At 48.6% G+C, this 18,959-nt stretch carries 12 protein-coding genes; 10 read left to right on the top strand and 2 right to left on the bottom strand.

The window, feature by feature from the left end; genetic code table 11:
* Positions 1 to 24 precede the first annotated feature (24 nt).
* Positions 25 to 1,728 (top strand): leucine-rich repeat domain-containing protein, encoded by a 1,704-nt coding sequence (locus E7747_RS06920; RefSeq protein WP_136414963.1) that lies wholly within the window; start codon positions 25 to 27, stop codon positions 1,726 to 1,728.
* 199 nt (positions 1,729 to 1,927) lie between these two features.
* Complete coding sequence (locus E7747_RS06915; RefSeq protein ID WP_136414961.1) at positions 1,928 to 4,201, top strand: NADP-dependent malic enzyme; 2,274 nt, start codon at positions 1,928 to 1,930, stop codon at positions 4,199 to 4,201.
* Positions 4,202 to 4,324: 123 nt separating this feature from the next.
* Here E7747_RS06915 and E7747_RS06910 read toward each other — a convergent pair whose 3' ends face one another.
* A complete protein-coding gene (locus tag E7747_RS06910; protein ID WP_175578479.1) occupies positions 4,325 to 7,039 on the bottom strand; it encodes a T9SS type A sorting domain-containing protein in 2,715 nt (904 codons plus the stop codon).
* A gap of 98 nt (positions 7,040 to 7,137) precedes the next feature.
* Positions 7,138 to 7,338 (bottom strand): hypothetical protein, encoded by a 201-nt coding sequence (locus E7747_RS06905; RefSeq protein WP_136414959.1) that lies wholly within the window; start codon positions 7,336 to 7,338, stop codon positions 7,138 to 7,140.
* 228 nt (positions 7,339 to 7,566) lie between these two features.
* On the opposite strand from E7747_RS06905, the gene E7747_RS06900 reads away from it, so the two are divergent.
* The 8 genes from E7747_RS06900 (at position 7,567) to ilvD (ending at position 18,895) form a co-directional block, all read left to right on the top strand.
* Positions 7,567 to 7,947 carry a DUF1573 domain-containing protein gene (locus E7747_RS06900; RefSeq protein WP_136414957.1) on the top strand — a complete coding sequence of 127 codons (381 nt, stop codon included), beginning with the start codon at positions 7,567 to 7,569 and terminating at the stop codon, positions 7,945 to 7,947.
* Between the two features lie 43 nt (positions 7,948 to 7,990).
* The gene (locus E7747_RS06895) at positions 7,991 to 9,073 is read left to right on the top strand and encodes a DUF1573 domain-containing protein (RefSeq protein ID WP_136414955.1); all 1,083 of its coding nucleotides are present in this window, start codon (positions 7,991 to 7,993) and stop codon (positions 9,071 to 9,073) included.
* Between the two features lie 25 nt (positions 9,074 to 9,098).
* On the top strand, positions 9,099 to 10,184 hold the full coding sequence (gene meaB / locus E7747_RS06890; RefSeq protein ID WP_136414953.1) for a methylmalonyl Co-A mutase-associated GTPase MeaB: 1,086 nt from the start codon (positions 9,099 to 9,101) through the stop codon (positions 10,182 to 10,184).
* A gap of 334 nt (positions 10,185 to 10,518) precedes the next feature.
* Positions 10,519 to 11,622 (top strand): DUF3575 domain-containing protein, encoded by a 1,104-nt coding sequence (locus E7747_RS06885; protein ID WP_228449280.1) that lies wholly within the window; start codon positions 10,519 to 10,521, stop codon positions 11,620 to 11,622.
* Entirely contained in the window at positions 11,619 to 12,557 is a 939-nt protein-coding gene (locus tag E7747_RS06880) for a DUF5119 domain-containing protein (RefSeq protein WP_136414951.1), read from the top strand. The genes E7747_RS06885 and E7747_RS06880 overlap by 4 nt, the downstream gene beginning before the upstream one ends.
* A 55-nt stretch (positions 12,558 to 12,612) precedes the next feature.
* Positions 12,613 to 13,845 carry a fimbrillin family protein gene (locus E7747_RS06875; protein ID WP_136414949.1) on the top strand — a complete coding sequence of 411 codons (1,233 nt, stop codon included), beginning with the start codon at positions 12,613 to 12,615 and terminating at the stop codon, positions 13,843 to 13,845.
* Between the two features lie 167 nt (positions 13,846 to 14,012).
* Positions 14,013 to 16,838, top strand: a complete 2,826-nt coding sequence (locus tag E7747_RS06870) for a fimbrillin family protein (protein ID WP_228449279.1) — start codon at positions 14,013 to 14,015, stop codon at positions 16,836 to 16,838.
* Positions 16,839 to 17,062: 224 nt separating this feature from the next.
* Complete coding sequence (gene ilvD / locus E7747_RS06865) at positions 17,063 to 18,895, top strand: dihydroxy-acid dehydratase (RefSeq protein ID WP_136414945.1); 1,833 nt, start codon at positions 17,063 to 17,065, stop codon at positions 18,893 to 18,895.
* Positions 18,896 to 18,959: the final 64 nt, after the last annotated feature.

The raw sequence follows: 18,959 nt of genomic DNA, 5'->3' as shown, positions 1-18,959 counted from the left end.
CAATCACATAAAAACAAAACCTCCATGAAAATCAATCAATTCTTATTGACAGGTACGGTAGCGCTAATCATCACCTCATGCAGTCAGAATGATGATTTCTCGCCTGAACCAATCGCGAGTTCTCCAATCAACATGACATTCAGCGTGTCGGCAGATGCCGAACGACTGTCAAGAGCCGGAACGGACATTCCCGACGCTGCACCATCCAGAGCATACATGTATATCAAGGACAATACAAACAATGAGATTCTACAGAAAGCGATGCCGGGAAATCCGAACGGAAACCTGTTCGAGTTTTCTCTGGAACTTGACCGCAGCCATACATACACTGTCGCTTTCTGGGCTGACGCAGGAGGATATGAGATTGATTCAACCGCTGGCCTTGAATCCATAAAATATTCCGATACGGCCAACAACAGTCCCTCGATTGCATACGCACAATGCAATACAGGTTTCAAGCCAAGCGAGTCAACCGCAACAATCACATTGCAACACGCCGTTGCAAAACTCGTTATCCGGGAATCTTCAGTGATTAATGTAGGTGACCGTGTCAATGTGACATTCACAAGAAAGAACTACATCTACTCTGCGGTCAACCAAAGTTATAAGGCTGAAAGCGACAACACAACAGTTTCATTTGAAAAGACCGTTGACAGTTCGACACAAAGCGGCGACATAATATCGGCCTACATGCTCGCGCCGAACGATTCCTACAAAGCCGGCAACGACCCTTCGATGCTTGTTGATGATTTTTGTCTGACATATACTCCGAAAGGAGAAACAACGGCTCACAGACAAACGATTTCAAATGTGTCATTTAAAGCCAATCACAGAACTATCATTGAAGGAAACATCATGAGTCTGTCGAAAGTGTCCCAATCATTCTCCGTATCAATCAATACAGGCTGGAATGACAATAACACACCCGGAATCGGAGATGAAACTCCTGTCCCCGGACCGGGAGATGAGCCCCAACCCACCGTATATCCAGAGATAACATTGACAACGGCAGGAACTCTCACTGAGGCAAAACTAATTGAGGCCATCGGCTCTGGAAATTCATTGAAGATTTCCGGCCCGATGAACGATGCCGATTTCAAAGTCCTGCGCACATATCTCGCTTCCGATGGCAACGGAAGTGACAAACAGCTGGCATTGAACCTCGAAAATGCCGGAATAACCGCACTGCCTAATCTCGCATTCTGCACACAGCTGAAACTGGACGATTTTTATGGAAAAGAGAATCCGAATCCGATTTCAGGATTAAAAGAAATCTTATTGCCTGACGGACTGACCAAAATATCCGACGGCGCATTTGCCGACTGCATAAATCTCACTGACGTCACAATTCCGTCAAGCGTGACAGAATTAGGAGAAATGGCATTTTATAGAAGTGGAATAACAGAACTTCTGGCATCCTCCGTATCTGTTGTCGGAGGGAATGCCTGCGATAATTGTAAATCATTGCGATACGCAGTCTTGGGAAATCTGACTAAGATTCTTGACTGTGCATTCAAGGCTTGTACAGAAATGGAGACTATGGACATCACAAGAACCACAGCGGTTCCGGCTACAATGGGTAACGACATACTTGGCGGGGCGCAGTATCCGACACCGAACCTGACAATCTATGTCAGCTCACAGGCAATCCTTGACGCACTTTCCACAAGCACAAAATGGAAACTGACCAATCCTAAATGGGCCGTAGGCACACCGCCAAATAAATAACACGTTAATAGTGTTTTTGTAGACAGAGCAGAGCGTTGCTCTGCTCTGTCTACAAAAACCGCCAATCCTGTGTCAAATCTCAATTAAGATTCTTAAAGTTAAAATATTGTAAGTATGATCGGGACTATGGTAGATTTTTGTTAACTTTGCGCATATATTTCTATAAAATTGTCACCGTAGACGATACGCAACAAAAGATATGGCAAAAGTTACAAAAGAAATGGCGCTTGACTATCACCGTTACCCGCGCCCCGGTAAAATCGAAGTAATCCCGACCAAACCCTACGCCACCCAGGCGGATCTCGCACTGGCCTATTCCCCGGGAGTAGCCTATCCTTGTCTTGAGATTAAGGATAATCCCGACGACGTATATAAATACACTGACAAAGGCAATCTTGTAGCCGTGATTTCCAACGGAACTGCAGTCCTCGGTCTCGGCAATATCGGCGCTCTTGCCGGAAAGCCGGTCATGGAAGGCAAGGGACTTCTGTTCAAGATATTTGCCGGACTCGACTGCTTCGACATTGAAGTCGACGAGGCAGACCCCGACAAATTCATCGAAATTGTCAAGGCTCTCGGCCCAACATTCGGAGGCATAAATCTTGAAGATATCAAAGCTCCCGAATGTTTCAAAATCGAAGAGCGTCTCAAGGCTGAAATGAATATCCCCGTGATGCACGACGACCAGCACGGCACTGCAATCATCTCGGCCGCAGCATTGCTCAACGCCATAGAAATTCAGGGCAAGAAAATCGAGGATGTCCGTCTCGTGGTCAACGGAGCCGGTGCAGCCGCCGTTTCATGCACGAAACTTTACTGCGCCCTTGGCGTGAAGAAAGAAAATGTCGTCATGTGTGACAGCAAGGGCGTAATCTCGACCAGCCGCACAGACCTCAACCCTCAGAAAGCCCAGTTTGCGACCTCACGTCCTATCACCACGCTTGCCGAAGCTATGAAAGATGCCGACGTGTTCCTCGGACTTTCGGTCAAAGACGTCGTTACAGCCGAAATGGTCAAGAGCATGGCTGAAAAGCCTATCGTATTCGCACTGGCCAATCCAGATCCGGAAATCGCATACGAGACAGCCGTGGCCGCCCGTCCCGACCTCATCATGGGAACCGGACGCTCCGACTATCCCAACCAGATCAACAACGTGCTCGGTTTCCCCTATATTTTCCGTGGAGCTCTCGACTGCGGCGCATCGGAAATCAACGAGACCATGAAGATTTATGCCGTGCGCGCTATCGCAGCCCTTGCCAAGAAGCCTGTCCCCCCTGTTGTAAGCGCAGCCTATAACCGCTCGGACATTAAATTTGGACGAGACTACATAATCCCGACACCTTTTGACCCGCGATTGCTGACATCTGTCTCTCCTGCCGTTGCAAAAGGCGCTATGGACAGCGGTGTCGCACGCCGCCCCATCACAGACTGGGATGCCTATGACGAAAAGCTCCGTCAGCTTAAAGGCAATGACCGCAAGTTCACCCGCCGTATCAACGAAGCCGCACGCACCAACCCCAAACGAGTGGTATTCGGCGAAGCAAATACCGACAACATGCTCCGTGCGGCAGCCATCGCGGCAGCCGACGGTCTCTGCGTTCCCATCCTGCTCGGCAACGAGGAGATGATCGAGAAGCGTGCCCACCGTCTCGGACTCAACATCGAGGGCATTGAGATTGTCAACCTGCGCCATGACCGCGAAGCCCCGCGCCGCGAACGCTATGCAGCCATGCTCACCACTAAACGTCAGCGCAAGGGCGAAAATTTTGAAAGTGCGCTCGACAAGATGTTTGACCGCAACTATTTCGGCATGATGATGGTTGAGACAGGCGATGCCGATGCCTTTATCGCCGGAACACGGTCGGCCAACAACGCCGCCGCCGACATTGCCCGTGAAGTCATCGGACTCCGCGACGGATTCAACCATTTCGCATCGATGCATGTGCTTGAAACCACAAAGGGCACATACTTCCTCGCTGACACAATGGTCAATGGCGCAGCCGACGAAAGCACTCTCCTTGACATCGCACGTCTTGCCAACGACGCCGTGAAATTCTTCGCACATGACCCTGTCATGGCACTCGTGTCGTATTCGAATTTCGGCTCTAACGAGGAAGCAGAACCTTCGATGGTACACAATGTCGTCGACCGTCTCCACCGCGATTATCCAGATATGGTGGTCGACGGAGAGATGCAGGTCAACTACGCGCTCAACAAACCGGTGCGTGACAAGGTATACCCCTTCACACGTCTCTACGGAAAGGATGTCAACACCATCGTATTCCCCAATCTGAGCGCAGCCAACGCAGTCTACCGCATAATGCTGGAGATGGGTGTAGGTGAGTCAATCGGCCCGATCCAGATGGGTCTGAAAAAGCCAATCCACTTCATCAACATCGACGCAGAGGTCCGTGACATCATCAACCTAATCGCCGTAGCCGGCCTCGACGCCGCCACAATGGATCATAAGTAAAATGTAATCACCGACTTAGATTTATCCCAATGACAGTCATGGCATCGTCTCTTTCTTGGGACGATGCCATGACTGTCATTGGGATAAAAGACTATTAAAAATATCTTCTGAATTTGCTGTAAGCTATTTCTTGATGACTTTTGTCACTTTGACAGCGAGTCCGTTTATTGCTTTGATAATGTAGATACCAGGTGCGAGACCTTCAAGGTCTTTGCTGTTACCAACAAACATGCCACTGAGATTATAGACCGAATAGACAGTCAGAGAATCGTCTGCGATATCAGCTGAAATATCGAAAATAGAGCTCTTGCCGCCCTGCACGTAAAGGTTTATGGTACGAGTCATCGAACCGATACCGTCGTCATTGTCGGCAGTAACCTGTATGGAGCTGAGTGAATTCGCGTCAGCCGTAGAGGCTACTTCCAGCAGATCGTCTTCTATGGTTGCACTTAATCCTGCTGGAGCACTGACAGTGTATTTCACATCCTTGTCTTGGAAACCGGCGAACAGAGTCTTAAGATCGAGCGTAAATATCTCGTCTGCAGATACTGAGATATTTGGCTCGGCAATCCAGTTGAGATACTCTTCGAGTGCGGTGTAGCCGTCTCGGTCATCATCGTTATTGTTGTCGGCGACATAAGGATTATAGCCAGCGGCGTTCTCCCACCAATCCGGCATACCATCACCGTCAGAATCGAAGTCAGCACTGCGGCTCTCCTCAGGAAATTCCTCATAGCCCCCGGCATCGCTCTCTCGGTCAATGAGACCGGGTTTGCCACTTTTCGAACCAACAGTGCTCGTAGTTCCGGTCAGTGTCTCGTTGATTATTCTTATATCATGATTATCAATAACCGGCATATTAGCGCCCACATCAGAAAGCACGATTTTGTAGGCCAGTTCGGCAGATTCGATTTCAGCAAATGATTCAAAGAATGGTTTGTTAACAAAAACAGTCCAGTCGACAACCTGACCGTTCGACGTAGTGTATCGGTAGGTATCGTTAAGCGTATCCTTTGTCTTTGAGCCGTTGAGGTTCTCACGGATGTTACCGCTGACGTAATATGCCTGAGTACCTTTGCCCGTACCCTCAAGTTCAGCTTTTAGAAGCGTCCGCTGAGTAGTAGCCGGCCCCATCTTGTAGTAGTTGTTGACGAAATTACACTCGTGAGTACCTCCGTCGGTGGCGCGGCCGCCCCAGTTGTAGCATACATTATTGAAAATATCATGGTGTCCGGCGTATGAACCTCCTGCATCAAGACCACCCGAAAGACTCCAGTTACGGCCCTCATTGTGAGCCATGAGGTTATGGTGATATGAGCCAGTGTCACCACCGATTGTTGCAGCATAGCCATGACGGGTTCCGGTGCCGTAATTTGGATGATCAGCAACATTAAGAGCCTCTGACAGAAGAGTCCGCTGAAGAGTGACATTTTTGCAGTTACGAGAGCTAAATGCCTCATCAATAGTCCAGCTTACGGAACAATGATCCATGATGCTGAAATTGTCTCCGGCCATACCAAGTCCGTCAAGCCCCTTGTTCTGATCCTCTTCGGTCGCGGCATACCCTCGTCGCATCCTGATGAAGCGGGTGATGCTTTCGCTTCCGACCCCAAGTGGTGCGCCACGGAGCATTATGCCCTTTCCCGGTGCGGTCTGGCCGGCGATGGTTACAAACGAATCAGAGCATGTAAGACGGCTTTTTAGAGTGATAATACCGGCTATGTCAAAAACAATTGTGCGCGGCCCGGCCACTTCCTTGATTCCATAGCGAAGCGTACCCGGTATAGGACTTTCGCCTTCGGCATAATCTTCGAGAGAAGTCACGTGATATACTGCACCTCCACGACCGCCGGTAGCATAACGTCCATAGCCTTCAGCGCCGGGGAATGCAAGCTGACGAGGACGGAATGTCCATGTCTGACCTTTGTAGATATTACCCTGCGCATCCTCTTCGTCGACACGCCAATAATAAGTATTCATCGAATAGACCCCGTTAAGTAAGTATGTCGTGGCCATTCCGGACGAAACCAGAGTCATATTGTCTTTAGATGTTCCAACATAAAGGTGGTTACTTTTCGACGATTCCGGCATCACCCATGACAAGCAAACACTTCCAGCATCTCCATCAACATGGATATCCTCGTCTGCCGGACATGGGTCAAGAGCTGTATAGCGTGGATTAGGCTCATCAAACACCAGAGCATTGACAAAAACGCCTGTAGTTCCGTATGTTTCGCCCGGCGAGACTTCTGAAGAGTATTCAATCACTACACTTTCGCCCTCAACAGCATTGAACGATACATAGGACAAACCTGCAGCCGAAGGAATCTGCGCCCGCGATGATTGCTCGACACCAGTCAACATAGTCTCACCGTTGACCTTCACTGATATTTTGGCCGGATTGACAATGTTTCCGTCTGTTACGTTATGATATGCAAGCAGAGAGTGAGGTCCGGCAGCAAGACCGCTAATAGTAAATATCATTGTAACACTACGGTCAGTGAGCTGTGGGGTATTTCCATCGGATTCAAGACCATAGACAGCCACACAATCACCGATGAGATTCGAGCTTGATGTGACACAACCCTTGTCCCAGTTAGCACGCAGTGTTATGTCTGTAATATCACCTACGCTCAAGTTGATTGTCAGTGGCGACCAATTGTCATCAGCGCATGGTTCAAACAGCTTCGTCTCTGATTTGCTTTTCGGGACTACCCATTGAGAGTAGCCGGTAGCCGTGTAGGTGTCCCTTGCCTGATTATCGAAGTCAATTTTTTGGGCATGCACCTCGGATATGGCAGCAACACCCACCAATGATAATAGTAGGAATTTCTTCATGGTTGATTGGTTTATTAAAATTGATGACCTGCTGCAAATATAGGTATTTTCAAGCAACAGTCAAAACGGACACAACCGTATTATTTGCTATTGATTGCTCAGACCGGCACTACCACTTCATCGTCGTGGTGATATATGATAGCGTCATCGTCATGATGACGATGCTTTTTATGTTTCTTATGCTTCTTGTGTTTCGGACGATAATAGTCATCATCGCCAAACGGAAGTTCATAGTCCCCCTCTATACCCCAATGCGTGCGTACAGACCCGCAACTGCTTAAAGCTACAGGTAATACCACGGATATTATTAGCGTGATAAACAAAGCCGTTAAATTTTTTCGTCTCATAATCAAGTTGAAAGAAGTGAATGCTTAGGTTTGTAGTCTTCGTTATCTAAACATTGATACCACTGAAAATGTTTATAATTTGGGTTATATCCATGATTTTCGTTATTTTTGCACTGTATCTCGCAAATGGACACAATCCATCACGCCAAAAGGCAACAACACTCTCATTTCATTCCGATTATGAAAAAAATACTGACCATAATGCTGCTGGCTCTCGCCACTCTGAGCGCAGCCGCCAAGGGTAAAGCCCAGATTACTTTCGACACGACCGCTCATGACTTCGGGACTATCAAGGAGAATGGCGGAAAGGTTTCAGCCGTCTACACTTTCACCAATACCGGCGACGAGCCGCTGACGATCATCACCGTCACCAACGGCGGATGCGGATGCACCAAACCTGATTTTCCGAAAGCTCCGATAGCTCCCGGCAAAAAGGGTGAAATCAAGATTACATTCCAGCCCAAAGGCCGCTCCGGCGAGTTCAACCGTTCCGTGAAGGTAAAGACCAATGCCGAGTCAGGCCGGAAAACATTGACATTCAACGGTGTGATTGTGCCCTGATGGCATAAGCCGAACCATTCAAAAAACGTTTTAACTATAATTTATGAAACTGCCTGCATTCCTATCGCTTTTAGCTGCCGGTTGCTGTGCCATTGGCGCATCTGCCGAGGGACAAGGCGTATGGCTGGAACAGAAACATGATTTCGGCGCATTCGACGAAGGACTTGGAACAGTGTATTGCGACTTCCGTCTTGTCAATACCGGCAATGAGCCTATAGCCATCATCAACGCCCGTGCCAACTGCGGATGCACCCGTCCCGAATATTCCCGCGAGCCAATCGCACCCGGCGACACAGCCGTGATACGTGTCGGCTTTGATCCGAAAGGACGTCCGGGCAGATTTTATAAATATGTCAACGTCGACCTCGACGCCAAGCCCAAACGTACTTCGCTCTCAATCCACGGGACAGTGATCGGTTCGTCAAACACGCTGAAATCCCGTTTCCCGGTATCAGTCGGCCCGATGAAACTCAGGTCTAAAATCATTGCCTATGGCGAGGTGCTAAAAGGCCATACAGGCGGGCAGTTCCTCGAAGGCTATAATGCTTCGGCCGACAGCATGCGGCCATCAGTCACCGACGTTCCCGGATATATAAAGGTAATGGTCGAACCGACCGTCGTCCCTCCCGGCGACCGTTTCGTAATCTCAACGATAATAAACGCCGATGAAATAAACGACTGGGGCGTTGTGACTGACTCAATGACTGTAAGCCCCGGAGCAACGTCTGGCGAAAAGATAACCATAGAGACAGTAGCGATTGTCAACGAAGATTTTTCGGGAATGTCGGCTGAAGAACGTAAAAACGCGCCCGTACTCGACGCAAATGTCACAGCACTCGACTTTGAACGCATATCACGCAACTCCTCACCAGTGACACAGACGTTCACAATCACCAACAAGGGGAAAAAGCCTCTTATCATACGCAAAATCAGCTGTCCGGAAAATGCCGTCGGCATCAAATTAAAGAACAAAGAAATCAAACCGGGCAAAAGCGAGAAAGTCAGCGTGACAGTGACCCCCTCACTTCTCGGCGACAGCAATCTGCTGAATGCCCGCATAAACATTGTGGCCAACGACCCCGACCATCCGTCAACGATGATTCGTGTCGTGGCTGAAATCAAATAACCCATCACTACCTTAATACTCCCCCATGGAACATATAGAAAACGATGAGCAGTTCGGCGGACTCACCGTCAACAAAGGTGTCAACCAGCCCCCTGTGGTCAATCCATATCTGCGTCCGCGCCGCAGACGTGTGCTCCCCAATGCCGGAGAACTCGTTGAAGGAATCCTTAAAGGCGACATCACCACACTCGCCCGTGCGGTCACACTCGTCGAGAGCCTGTCACCCGAACATCAGGCAATCGCACAGGAAGTCATTGAAAAATGCCTTCCCCATTCAGGCAATTCCCGCCGCATAGGCATCACCGGCGTACCCGGAGCAGGCAAAAGCACGTCGATCGATGTGTTCGGACTCCATGTGCTCAAACGCGGTGGCAAACTCGCCGTACTTGCAATCGACCCTTCGAGCGAGCGCACCAAAGGCAGCATCCTCGGCGACAAGACCCGAATGGAGAAACTTTCGGTACACCCCGATGCCTTCATCCGCCCCAGTCCGTCGGCAGGATCACTCGGAGGTGTGGCCCGGAAAACACGCGAGACCATAGTCCTATGCGAAGCTGCGGGCTTCAACAACATATTTGTCGAGACCGTAGGTGTCGGGCAAAGCGAGACCGCCGTGCATTCAATGGTCGATTTCTTCCTGCTGATTCAGCTTGCAGGCACAGGCGATGAACTTCAGGGAATCAAACGCGGCATCATGGAAATGGCCGACGGCATAGTCATCAACAAGGCCGACGGCGACAACATCCAGCGAGCGCAGCTCGCACAGGCCCAGTTCCGCAGCGCCCTGCATCTCTTTCCGCCTACCGCATCAGGATGGCGACCCGAAGTGCTGACTTATTCGGGCTACTTCGAGCTTGGCATCCCGGAAGTATGGGATATGATCGACCGCTACTTCGAATTTGTCGATGCCAACGGCTATTTCGAGCGAAAACGCAGTGAACAGGCCCGCTACTGGATGTATGAGACAATCGACGAACAGCTCCGCGCCCATTTCTATCACAATCCGGAAATAGAGCGCATGCTTGCAGAAAAGGAAATCAGTGTACTCAACAACCAGCAGTCGTCATTCACCGCCGCACGCGACATTCTCGACCTCTATTTCAAAGGTTAGAGACAATCCGTCTCCCCGATTATCGTCAGACTACGCGCCAAGATATGCTACTGACGTTCAGACAGCAGCATAAGCCATATAAAAATTTGTACCATAGCCACATATTTTCCTGTTTTTAACCAAAAAATGGGAAAATATTTGGCTATTTATGAAAAAAGATTTAATTTTGCGACAATACCATACCATGTATTCTTTGTGTATCTAATAATATGATTTAGCCATAATTTAGCACACTTCAATGAAAAACTCGTGCAAATTATATAATTATATTCCGATTCTTTCCAATTGTCGTGGAGTCCTCTCTCTTGTTATGTTGCTAATAACCAGCAACTTAATGGGGGGGGCAAAATCATCGTCTTCTAATTCAGAAAGGGTATTCTCTGAAAAAATACATTTTTCCACCGCTTCATCCACTATTGAGCGCAATTTAGTTAACAACAGTTTCAGCATCGACAACATAGCCCGCTTCCTATCCGAGGCCGATACTTTGCGGGAACTAAGCATAGAGGTCATAGGCTCTGCCTCTCCCGAAGGAAATCACACATATAATATATCTCTTGCTAAAAAAAGAGCTTCGGCCTTATGTGACTATTTCAGACTACCCGCCAATACCGGCATAAAGACTGTCATCCATAATCCGGCATCCGAATCTTCGTGGCCACAACTCAGATATGCCGAATTCCGCGCATCATTCTTCCCATCGAAAATTTCAGATGACAATGCCTCAGTGAATGACGGCGATCCTGACAAAAACAAGAATGACATATCGCACACAGACGGGCCACCGACAATAAGCGACGACAGCAGCCCGAACTTACAGACAGACAATAAACCTGAAAACACGCCACCTCCCACTATATCATCATCAAATTCCACCCGAGGGCCGTTACATATAATTGCCGGCACAAATCTGCTTTATGATGCCGCACTCATACCGAATATCGGTATCGGCATATGCCTCAACAACAGATACACACTCTGGGCCGACTGGATGTACGCATGGTGGAGCAACCGTGACAAACGCAAATACTGGAGAATTTACGGAGGTGACATAGAAGTCCGCATCCAGCTCGGACACGGCCGCAGTGAGAACCCGTTTTCAGGCCACCGCATCGGTGCATATGCCTCAATCCTGACCTATGACATTCAGGCCGGGCGGTCACATACCGGCATAATGGGCGACAAATTCAATTATGCAGCCGGCATCTCCTACGGCTATAGCCTCCCGATTTCCTCAAGGCTTAATCTCGACTTCTCGATAGGCATAGGCTACATGTGGGGCAAATACATGAAGCAACATCTTGTCGACACCCACGATGTCTGGCAATCAACACACAACCGGAGCTGGTTCGGCCCGACAAAAGCGGAAATAGGTCTGTCGTGGCTTATAGGTGACGGAAATATCAACACAAAAAGTACGAGAGGAGACCGCAAATGAAATTTCTATCGCGTCAGGCGGCTGTCAGCTTTATCCTATACCTCGGTCTCATGCAGACATCGTGCGACCACCGTGAACTATGTTTCGACCACACACACTGGACCGACCTTAAAGTGAAATTCGATTGGAGCGCCCAGCCGGATGCCACACCAAAAACGATGGTGCTGTATCTTTTTCCCATAGACGGAGAAAAGCCATTGCGCTATGAATTTTCCGACGTGAACGGCTCTGCCATCCGCGTTCCCGCAGGTGGATATAATGCAGCAGTATTCAACGGATGCACCGAATCAATCGTTGAAAGCGGCGCTACATTCGATGACTTCGTGCTCACGACCGATGTTGAAAATATCCTTGCACCCATGAGCCGCAATCCCCTGCCCGAGCCTCCACGCTTCGACGCCGTGAAAGACGAACCAGTAAAAGCGTCACCAGATATGATATGGGCAGACATGATGGAAAACATATCAGTCACCATGAGCCAAGGACAAGCCATCAAGTTCACTCCTGTCGAATCGACTGTCACGTATAAAATAATACTTACAGGGGTAACCAATCTGACACCCTCGCTTGGTATAAGCGGAGCAATCTCCACAATGTCTGAAAATTTCAGCCCTGCCATGAAAAACCATACCGGCAGAAACGTGACCGTCCCTATAGCGTTGTCTATGACCGCACCTTCGACAATCGAAGGATCTGTCACTCTGTTTGGCCATTGCCCGACATCCGAACAGCAACATATATTTACACTATACACATCCGACAAACACTACTATAACTTCAATGTTACGTCGCAGATTCATGATGCACCCGACCAACGGAGAATCACAATCATAATCGACGGTATCAAACTGCCTGAACAGAACGAAAGCGGTGGCATGTTTCCGTCTGTCAGCGACTGGACCGAGGACGTATATTTGGATGTCGACATGAGCTGATTCATAATCATCAAAATAAATATAATTGTATAACTGTTTAAAACCACATCACAAAATGAACACTAAATTATCTTTTCTCGGGGTGGCAGTGCTTTTGTTGACCTCTGCGTGTTCCGAGGACAGTGTAGAGCTGGTCAACAATGGTTCGGAAATCACCTTCAACACCAGCATCAGCCGTGCAATGAACCTCGATAAGTCGAACCTTGAATCTTTTAAAGTATGGGCTTTCTCTGACATTACGGACAGCGCACCTTTTATCGATGGTCAAACTGCTACCAAAGTAAATGGTAAAGAATATTTCACATTCAGCAATTCAATATTCTGGCCATCAGATGTGAATACTCTTAATTTCTGGGCTGTAGCACCGGCAACCATCAAAGGTATAGGCCAAGATGGCAGCGGAAAAAAGCTGAGAATTGATGATTATAGCCCCGATACCGTCCCGACAAAACAACTGGATTTAATAGTTGCCCAAACTACAGCACAGCTGTCAAAAGGAACTTCTGTATCCTTAGAATTTCGTCATGCCTTGTCTCAAATCATCATAAATGCCTCTGAGGGAACGAAAGGCGACGAGACAAAGAACATCAAAATCAAAGGTGTCTGGGTTGTCAATCCGTCAGGTAAAGAAAACTTATCAACAACAGATGGAAGTGATCTAATCTGGTCTACCAACTCTTCAAAAAAAGCACAATACGGCATCGAATTCACCACACCTCGTCAACTTGACCACACTTCTACAGCCCTATTGGATGCCGAAAACAAGACCAATTTATTGCTAATTCCACAGCAACTCAAGGCATGGGAAGGAAAATCAAATCCGACCAACGCCACTGAAGGCGCATACATATTATTCCTTTGCCGTGTTGAAGCCATCCATCCCGGAGCTGAACATGTAGGAGGCGGTGATGATGCCATAAAATCAGATACCGAAAATAACCGACACATTCATCAGCTTTTCCCTTACACTACTAAATTTGATGAATATGAATATGGATATACCTGCGTTCCAATCGATACTAAATGGGAAGCCGGGAAACGCTATATTTATAATCTCTCTTTCTGTGGTGCGACAAGCGGTGCGGGCATCTATCCTCCTACCGGAAGTCTGGACGAAAAACCCGACGGAAATGGCGAGTATAAATATATCAAGATTCCGGCGCAAGGAAAATACGCAGGCGACCCCGTGCTTGATAACCCCATCAGATTTACTGTAACTGTTTCCGATTGGGTTGATGCCGGAGGCTCAACCGACGGCTGGACCGATGGTAATATAGACATGAACTAATCAATGTTTATTGAAACGTGACATGTCGCCTTTTTGACTGCATGTCACGTTTCTTTTTTATTTTAATGACAATAATGATACATTTTCCTTTCAAACCACATTTCATAAAAATATCCTTACAGACTGTGGCATTTATGGCTGTGCTATCGTCATGTGAGGACCGGATAATGTCAGACAATAATAATGCTGCGCCCTATCCCACCTTTGAAGTCGAATTTGAATCGTCATGGGTGAAAGGCACTGTTGTGTCAAGAAATACAGATTCCGACATTTCCATCAAAAAAATTGACGACGGCGGGTTTGGGACACAAATGTATCTTATCTCGGAATCCGAAACACTCAACGACAAGCCGGATAAGAGCCTCCGGATGTCACGAGGCACAACAGTCACCGCCGAAACCTTTCCCAAGACATTCGGCCTCTCAGCCATCTGCTACAACAGCACTACAGAGGCCGCCGACCTTTCAGACTTCACAGCAAACTTTGCCTGTAATACATCCGTAAGTGCCACCGGCGACCAATGGACTGCATCCGACAAACTATCGTGGCCCGGTTCAGGACGGATACGTTTCATGGCATACGCACCCTATGCGACCACCGATAACGGAATAGTCCATACCGCATCAGGCACACACCCTGCCATTGATTTCACAGTAAATGGCGATGTCGCGTCCCAGACCGACCTGCTTACCGCCTCTACCGACCTTGCAGGAAGCGGGACTCCGACTGTCGGACTTAAGTTCGGCCATGCCTTGGCCGCGATAACGATTCGCACCGGCGATGCAATGCTTGCGGGCGATATCACAAAAGCAACCATTTCAGGCATCCACGGAAGTGGCAGACTCACGCTCTCGAACGGCAGCTGGAGTGTTTCCGGCGAGCCGGCCGCCTCATATTCCGCAGACATAGCATTAAGGCTTTATGACACTGACGACAATAAGCTGAATTCATCACCCGGACTTAACATAGCCGGAGGCAAGGACAGCGAAGGGAAAAACGACGGGCTGACTTTCTTCATGATACCGCAAGAGCTCACAAGCTCGGCAAAACTCACCCTTGAATTCACTGACAAACTGACAAATACCAAACGCACGCTCACAGCCAAGCTCGGAGGCAAAGACAAGTCATGGGAAGCCGGAAAACTTTACACATATTCTGTTTCCTCGACAGGAGTTGTCGTAACTCCGATTGTAGAATTTGCACAAAACATCGCCGACAACACAGAGTTTAAGTTTGATTCGATTGTCCCCTTCTCGGGTATCATACGCAATCTTAAACTCACATCCTACGTTAGAGTGACACAGGAAGGAGCTGAAACCAAAGAAGTGGATGCCCCTATAAGGATTCTTGCATCGACCGACGACGGCAAGTCATGGCAGGAAGCCCTGTGGGAATCCGACGATATCACTGTTGCCGATAAAAAAGTGTTGCAGCCACGCGTTAATACAGGGTCGCTGATTCTTCCGGCACAGCCTTTGTTTACAGAACTACAGGCGGCAAAATTTCCTGACAGAAAATTCAATACGGAAATGAAAGACCTTTCGGAGCAAGAATCAGCCAACTGCTACATGATCCACCGGCCCGGCTGCTATAAGTTCTCGACCGTCTATGGCAACTCCATGAAAAACGGGACAGCAAACAAGAGTGCCTATACTATAAACCGCTCGGCTCCCAACGCCGAACACGGCATGAAATTCTATGCGGACCATGCTAACAACGAAATCACAACCCCATACATAAAACAGCAGGCAGGCCCGCTGAAAGATGCCTTCGTCCTATGGTCTGATTCTCCGGGACTAATCGATCAAGTGGAACTTGACAAGAACGGAGACTATATTAGTTTCCGTCTAAGCAAGCATTCTATCGCTCAGGGAAATGCGGTTATCGCACTTCGAAATGAAAAAGGAGATATTGTTTGGAGCTGGCATATATGGGTGACCGACTATGACTGGACTTCAAACCGCATAACCACCATCGGGGCTGATAAAAAAACGTATATATTCCCCCAAAGCACCCTTGGCTATTGCGACAGTCATGCCGCCGCTGCCGAACGCAAAATGAAGATAAAATTCGAGTTTGACCTCTCAGCTCTTAAATGCGGGACTATAAGCAAAGAAATCAGCCGTACACAACATGGGATTATCGCATCGCTGGCCGGCGACAACACTTATTACCAATGGGGACGAAAAGACCCTATGGTCGCCGGTGTATATGACAAGCCGGACCATTTATATTATAGAAATGGCATGACAGGCGAATTCACGATGCTTAACAAAAGGGTGTTTGACTATAATACCGACTTTAAATTCTCACGCTCAGAACGCGATAACGGAATGAGCCTCGGAGAAGCCATTCGATATCCACACCATTTTGTCTTAGGTACAGGAGACTACCGTCAGCACTGGCATAATCCGTCAGGGACAACATACCTCGATTCCGATGGAAACATGTATAACGCTTGGAATTCTACATCATCTTTTGGAGGGAGTGCGGGGAGTTCTAATGAAAAGAACTCCCAGCCTGTCACCAAAACAATATATGACCCCTCTCCGGCAGGCTATCATATCGCTCCTGCAAACGCTTTTTCAGGTTTTGTAAGACCTAACAGCGGCAATTATATGAATGATTGTTGCTATGAAAATAATAAAATAACATGGGACAGCAATTCCAGATGCTGGACTTTTCATAGCAATTCCGATGGCACCGGAGATGAAGTCAAGCTATATGCCACGGGTATGAGGGACATGAATGTACCAGACATTAATAAAATACCGTCTGAACTCAAAGGAACGACATGGGCTGCATATAGTATGATCACCTATCTATGTTCCTCGAACCTCAATAGCAGCAAACAGACATTGATATTCTATCTTGACAACCGTGCATCCAACTTCGGAAGTTGGACAGGAGTCCTTAGCGGAGGCCGAAATTTTGGATCGTGTACAGGCTCCAATAACTCATATGGCATCACAGTCTGGCCAATCGCTGATTAATCGATAGAACCACAACAAATATAATAACAATCCATACTCAGATATTTTCGATACATATCAGGGTATGGATTGTTTATATATCGATTATTTCGTATGCGGAATCTGTTTATTCCGACCCCGCCACCACGCAAAAAATAAAAATACCTCGTTAAATTTTTGTGTTTTACAACATATTATCGTATTTTTGCGGATAATTTTAACAAATTCATAGGTTCGCAATAATTATGAGTTTTCCTTTGAAAAGCGCAGCAAGCACAGAGGGACGCCGAATGGCCGGTGCCCGTGCTCTCTGGCGCGCAAACGGCATGAAGGACGAACAATTCGGTAAGCCTATCATCGCAATTGTCAACTCGTTCACTCAATTTGTCCCCGGACATACTCATCTCCATGAAGTCGGACAGGTTGTAAAGGCCGAAATCGAGAAACAGGGCTGTTTCGCTGCCGAATTCAACACCATAGCCATTGACGACGGTATAGCAATGGGCCACGACGGCATGTTATACTCACTCCCGTCGCGCGACATGATTGCCGATTCAATCGAATATATGGTAAATGCCCACAAGGCCGACGCAATGGTCTGCATTTCAAACTGCGACAAAGTCACCCCGGGCATGCTGATGGCAGCCATGCGCCTCAATATTCCGGCAATATTCGTTTCAGGAGGCCCGATGGAAGCCGGTGATGTCAACGGCCGTCCCGTGGACCTCATCGACATAATGATTGACGCCGCCGACTCGACCGTCAGCGACGAAGCTGTGACAGAGCTTGAACAGAAAGGCTGTCCGACATGCGGCTCATGCTCCGGCATGTTCACCGCCAATTCCATGAACTCGCTCAACGAAGCCATCGGCCTCGCTCTTCCCGGCAACGGCACAGTCGTGGCCACCCACATCAACCGTCTGCAGCTGTTCAAAAAAGCGGCCGAAATGATTGTGCGCAACACGTATGCCTATTACCGCGACGGTGACGAAAGCGTACTCCCCCGTAACATAGCCACACGTCAGGCAATGCTCAACGCAATGACACTCGACATTGCAATGGGTGGATCGACAAACACCGTGCTCCATCTTCTGGCAGTCGCCCACGAAGCCGGTGCGGATTTCACGATGGATGACATCGACTCGCTATCGCGCCACACACCGGTGCTATGTAAAGTTGCTCCCAATTCCCACTACCATATTCAGGACGTAAACCGTGCAGGAGGAATCCTGTCGATCATGAAGATTCTTTCCGACGCAGGACTGATCGATGCCGGCGTTAAACGCGTCGACAGCATGACTCTTGCGGAAGCAATGGACAGATATGCCATCGGCGGCAAAGACTTCGACAATCATGCTGACGAACTCTGGAAAAGCGCCCCGGGAATGAAGCGCACCACCGAACTCGGAAAACAGATGAGCTACTACAGCTCTCTCGACTCCGACCGCGCGAACGGATGTATCCGCGACATGGAACATGCCTATGTGAAGGACGGCGGTCTCGCAGTGCTCAAAGGGAATATCGCACAAGACGGCTGCGTTGTCAAGACCGCAGGTGTCGATGAAAGCATATTCCGTTTCAGCGGTCCGGCTAAAGTTTTCACCTCGCAGGAGGCCGCAGTCGACGGAATTCTCCGCGACAAGGTTAAAAGCGGAGATGTCGTAGTCATAACCTATGAAGGCCCAAAGGGAGGCCCGGGAATGCAGGAGATGCTCTATCCCACTTCCTATATCAAGAGCAAACATCTTGGCAAAGAGTGCGCGCTCATCACCGACGGCCGTTTTTCGGGAGGCACATCAGGTCTCTCCATTGGCCACATTTCGCCCGAAGCTGCCAACGGCGGCAATATCGGACTTGTCAGGGACGGCGACATTATCGAAATCGACATTCCCGCACGAACCATCAACGTCAGACTGACTGACGAAGAGCTTGACGCACGACGCAAGGAAGAGGAAGCCCTCGGCAACAAGGCATTCACCCCACGTGACCGTGACCGAAAAGTGTCTCAGGCTCTCCGCGCCTACGCATCGATGGTCACATCTGCTGACAAAGGCGGAGTCAGACATCTCGACGACTGACAGGACTCTCCATTACCATCCGCATATAAATAATTTATTCGCACACATTATTCCAACGACTCTG

It is taken from the genome of Duncaniella dubosii (assembly GCF_004803915.1).
In the GTDB taxonomy this organism is placed as follows: domain Bacteria; phylum Bacteroidota; class Bacteroidia; order Bacteroidales; family Muribaculaceae; genus Duncaniella; species Duncaniella dubosii.
Note: the sequence above shows the minus strand (reverse complement) of the source record. Positions and strands in the feature narration are given on the sequence as shown.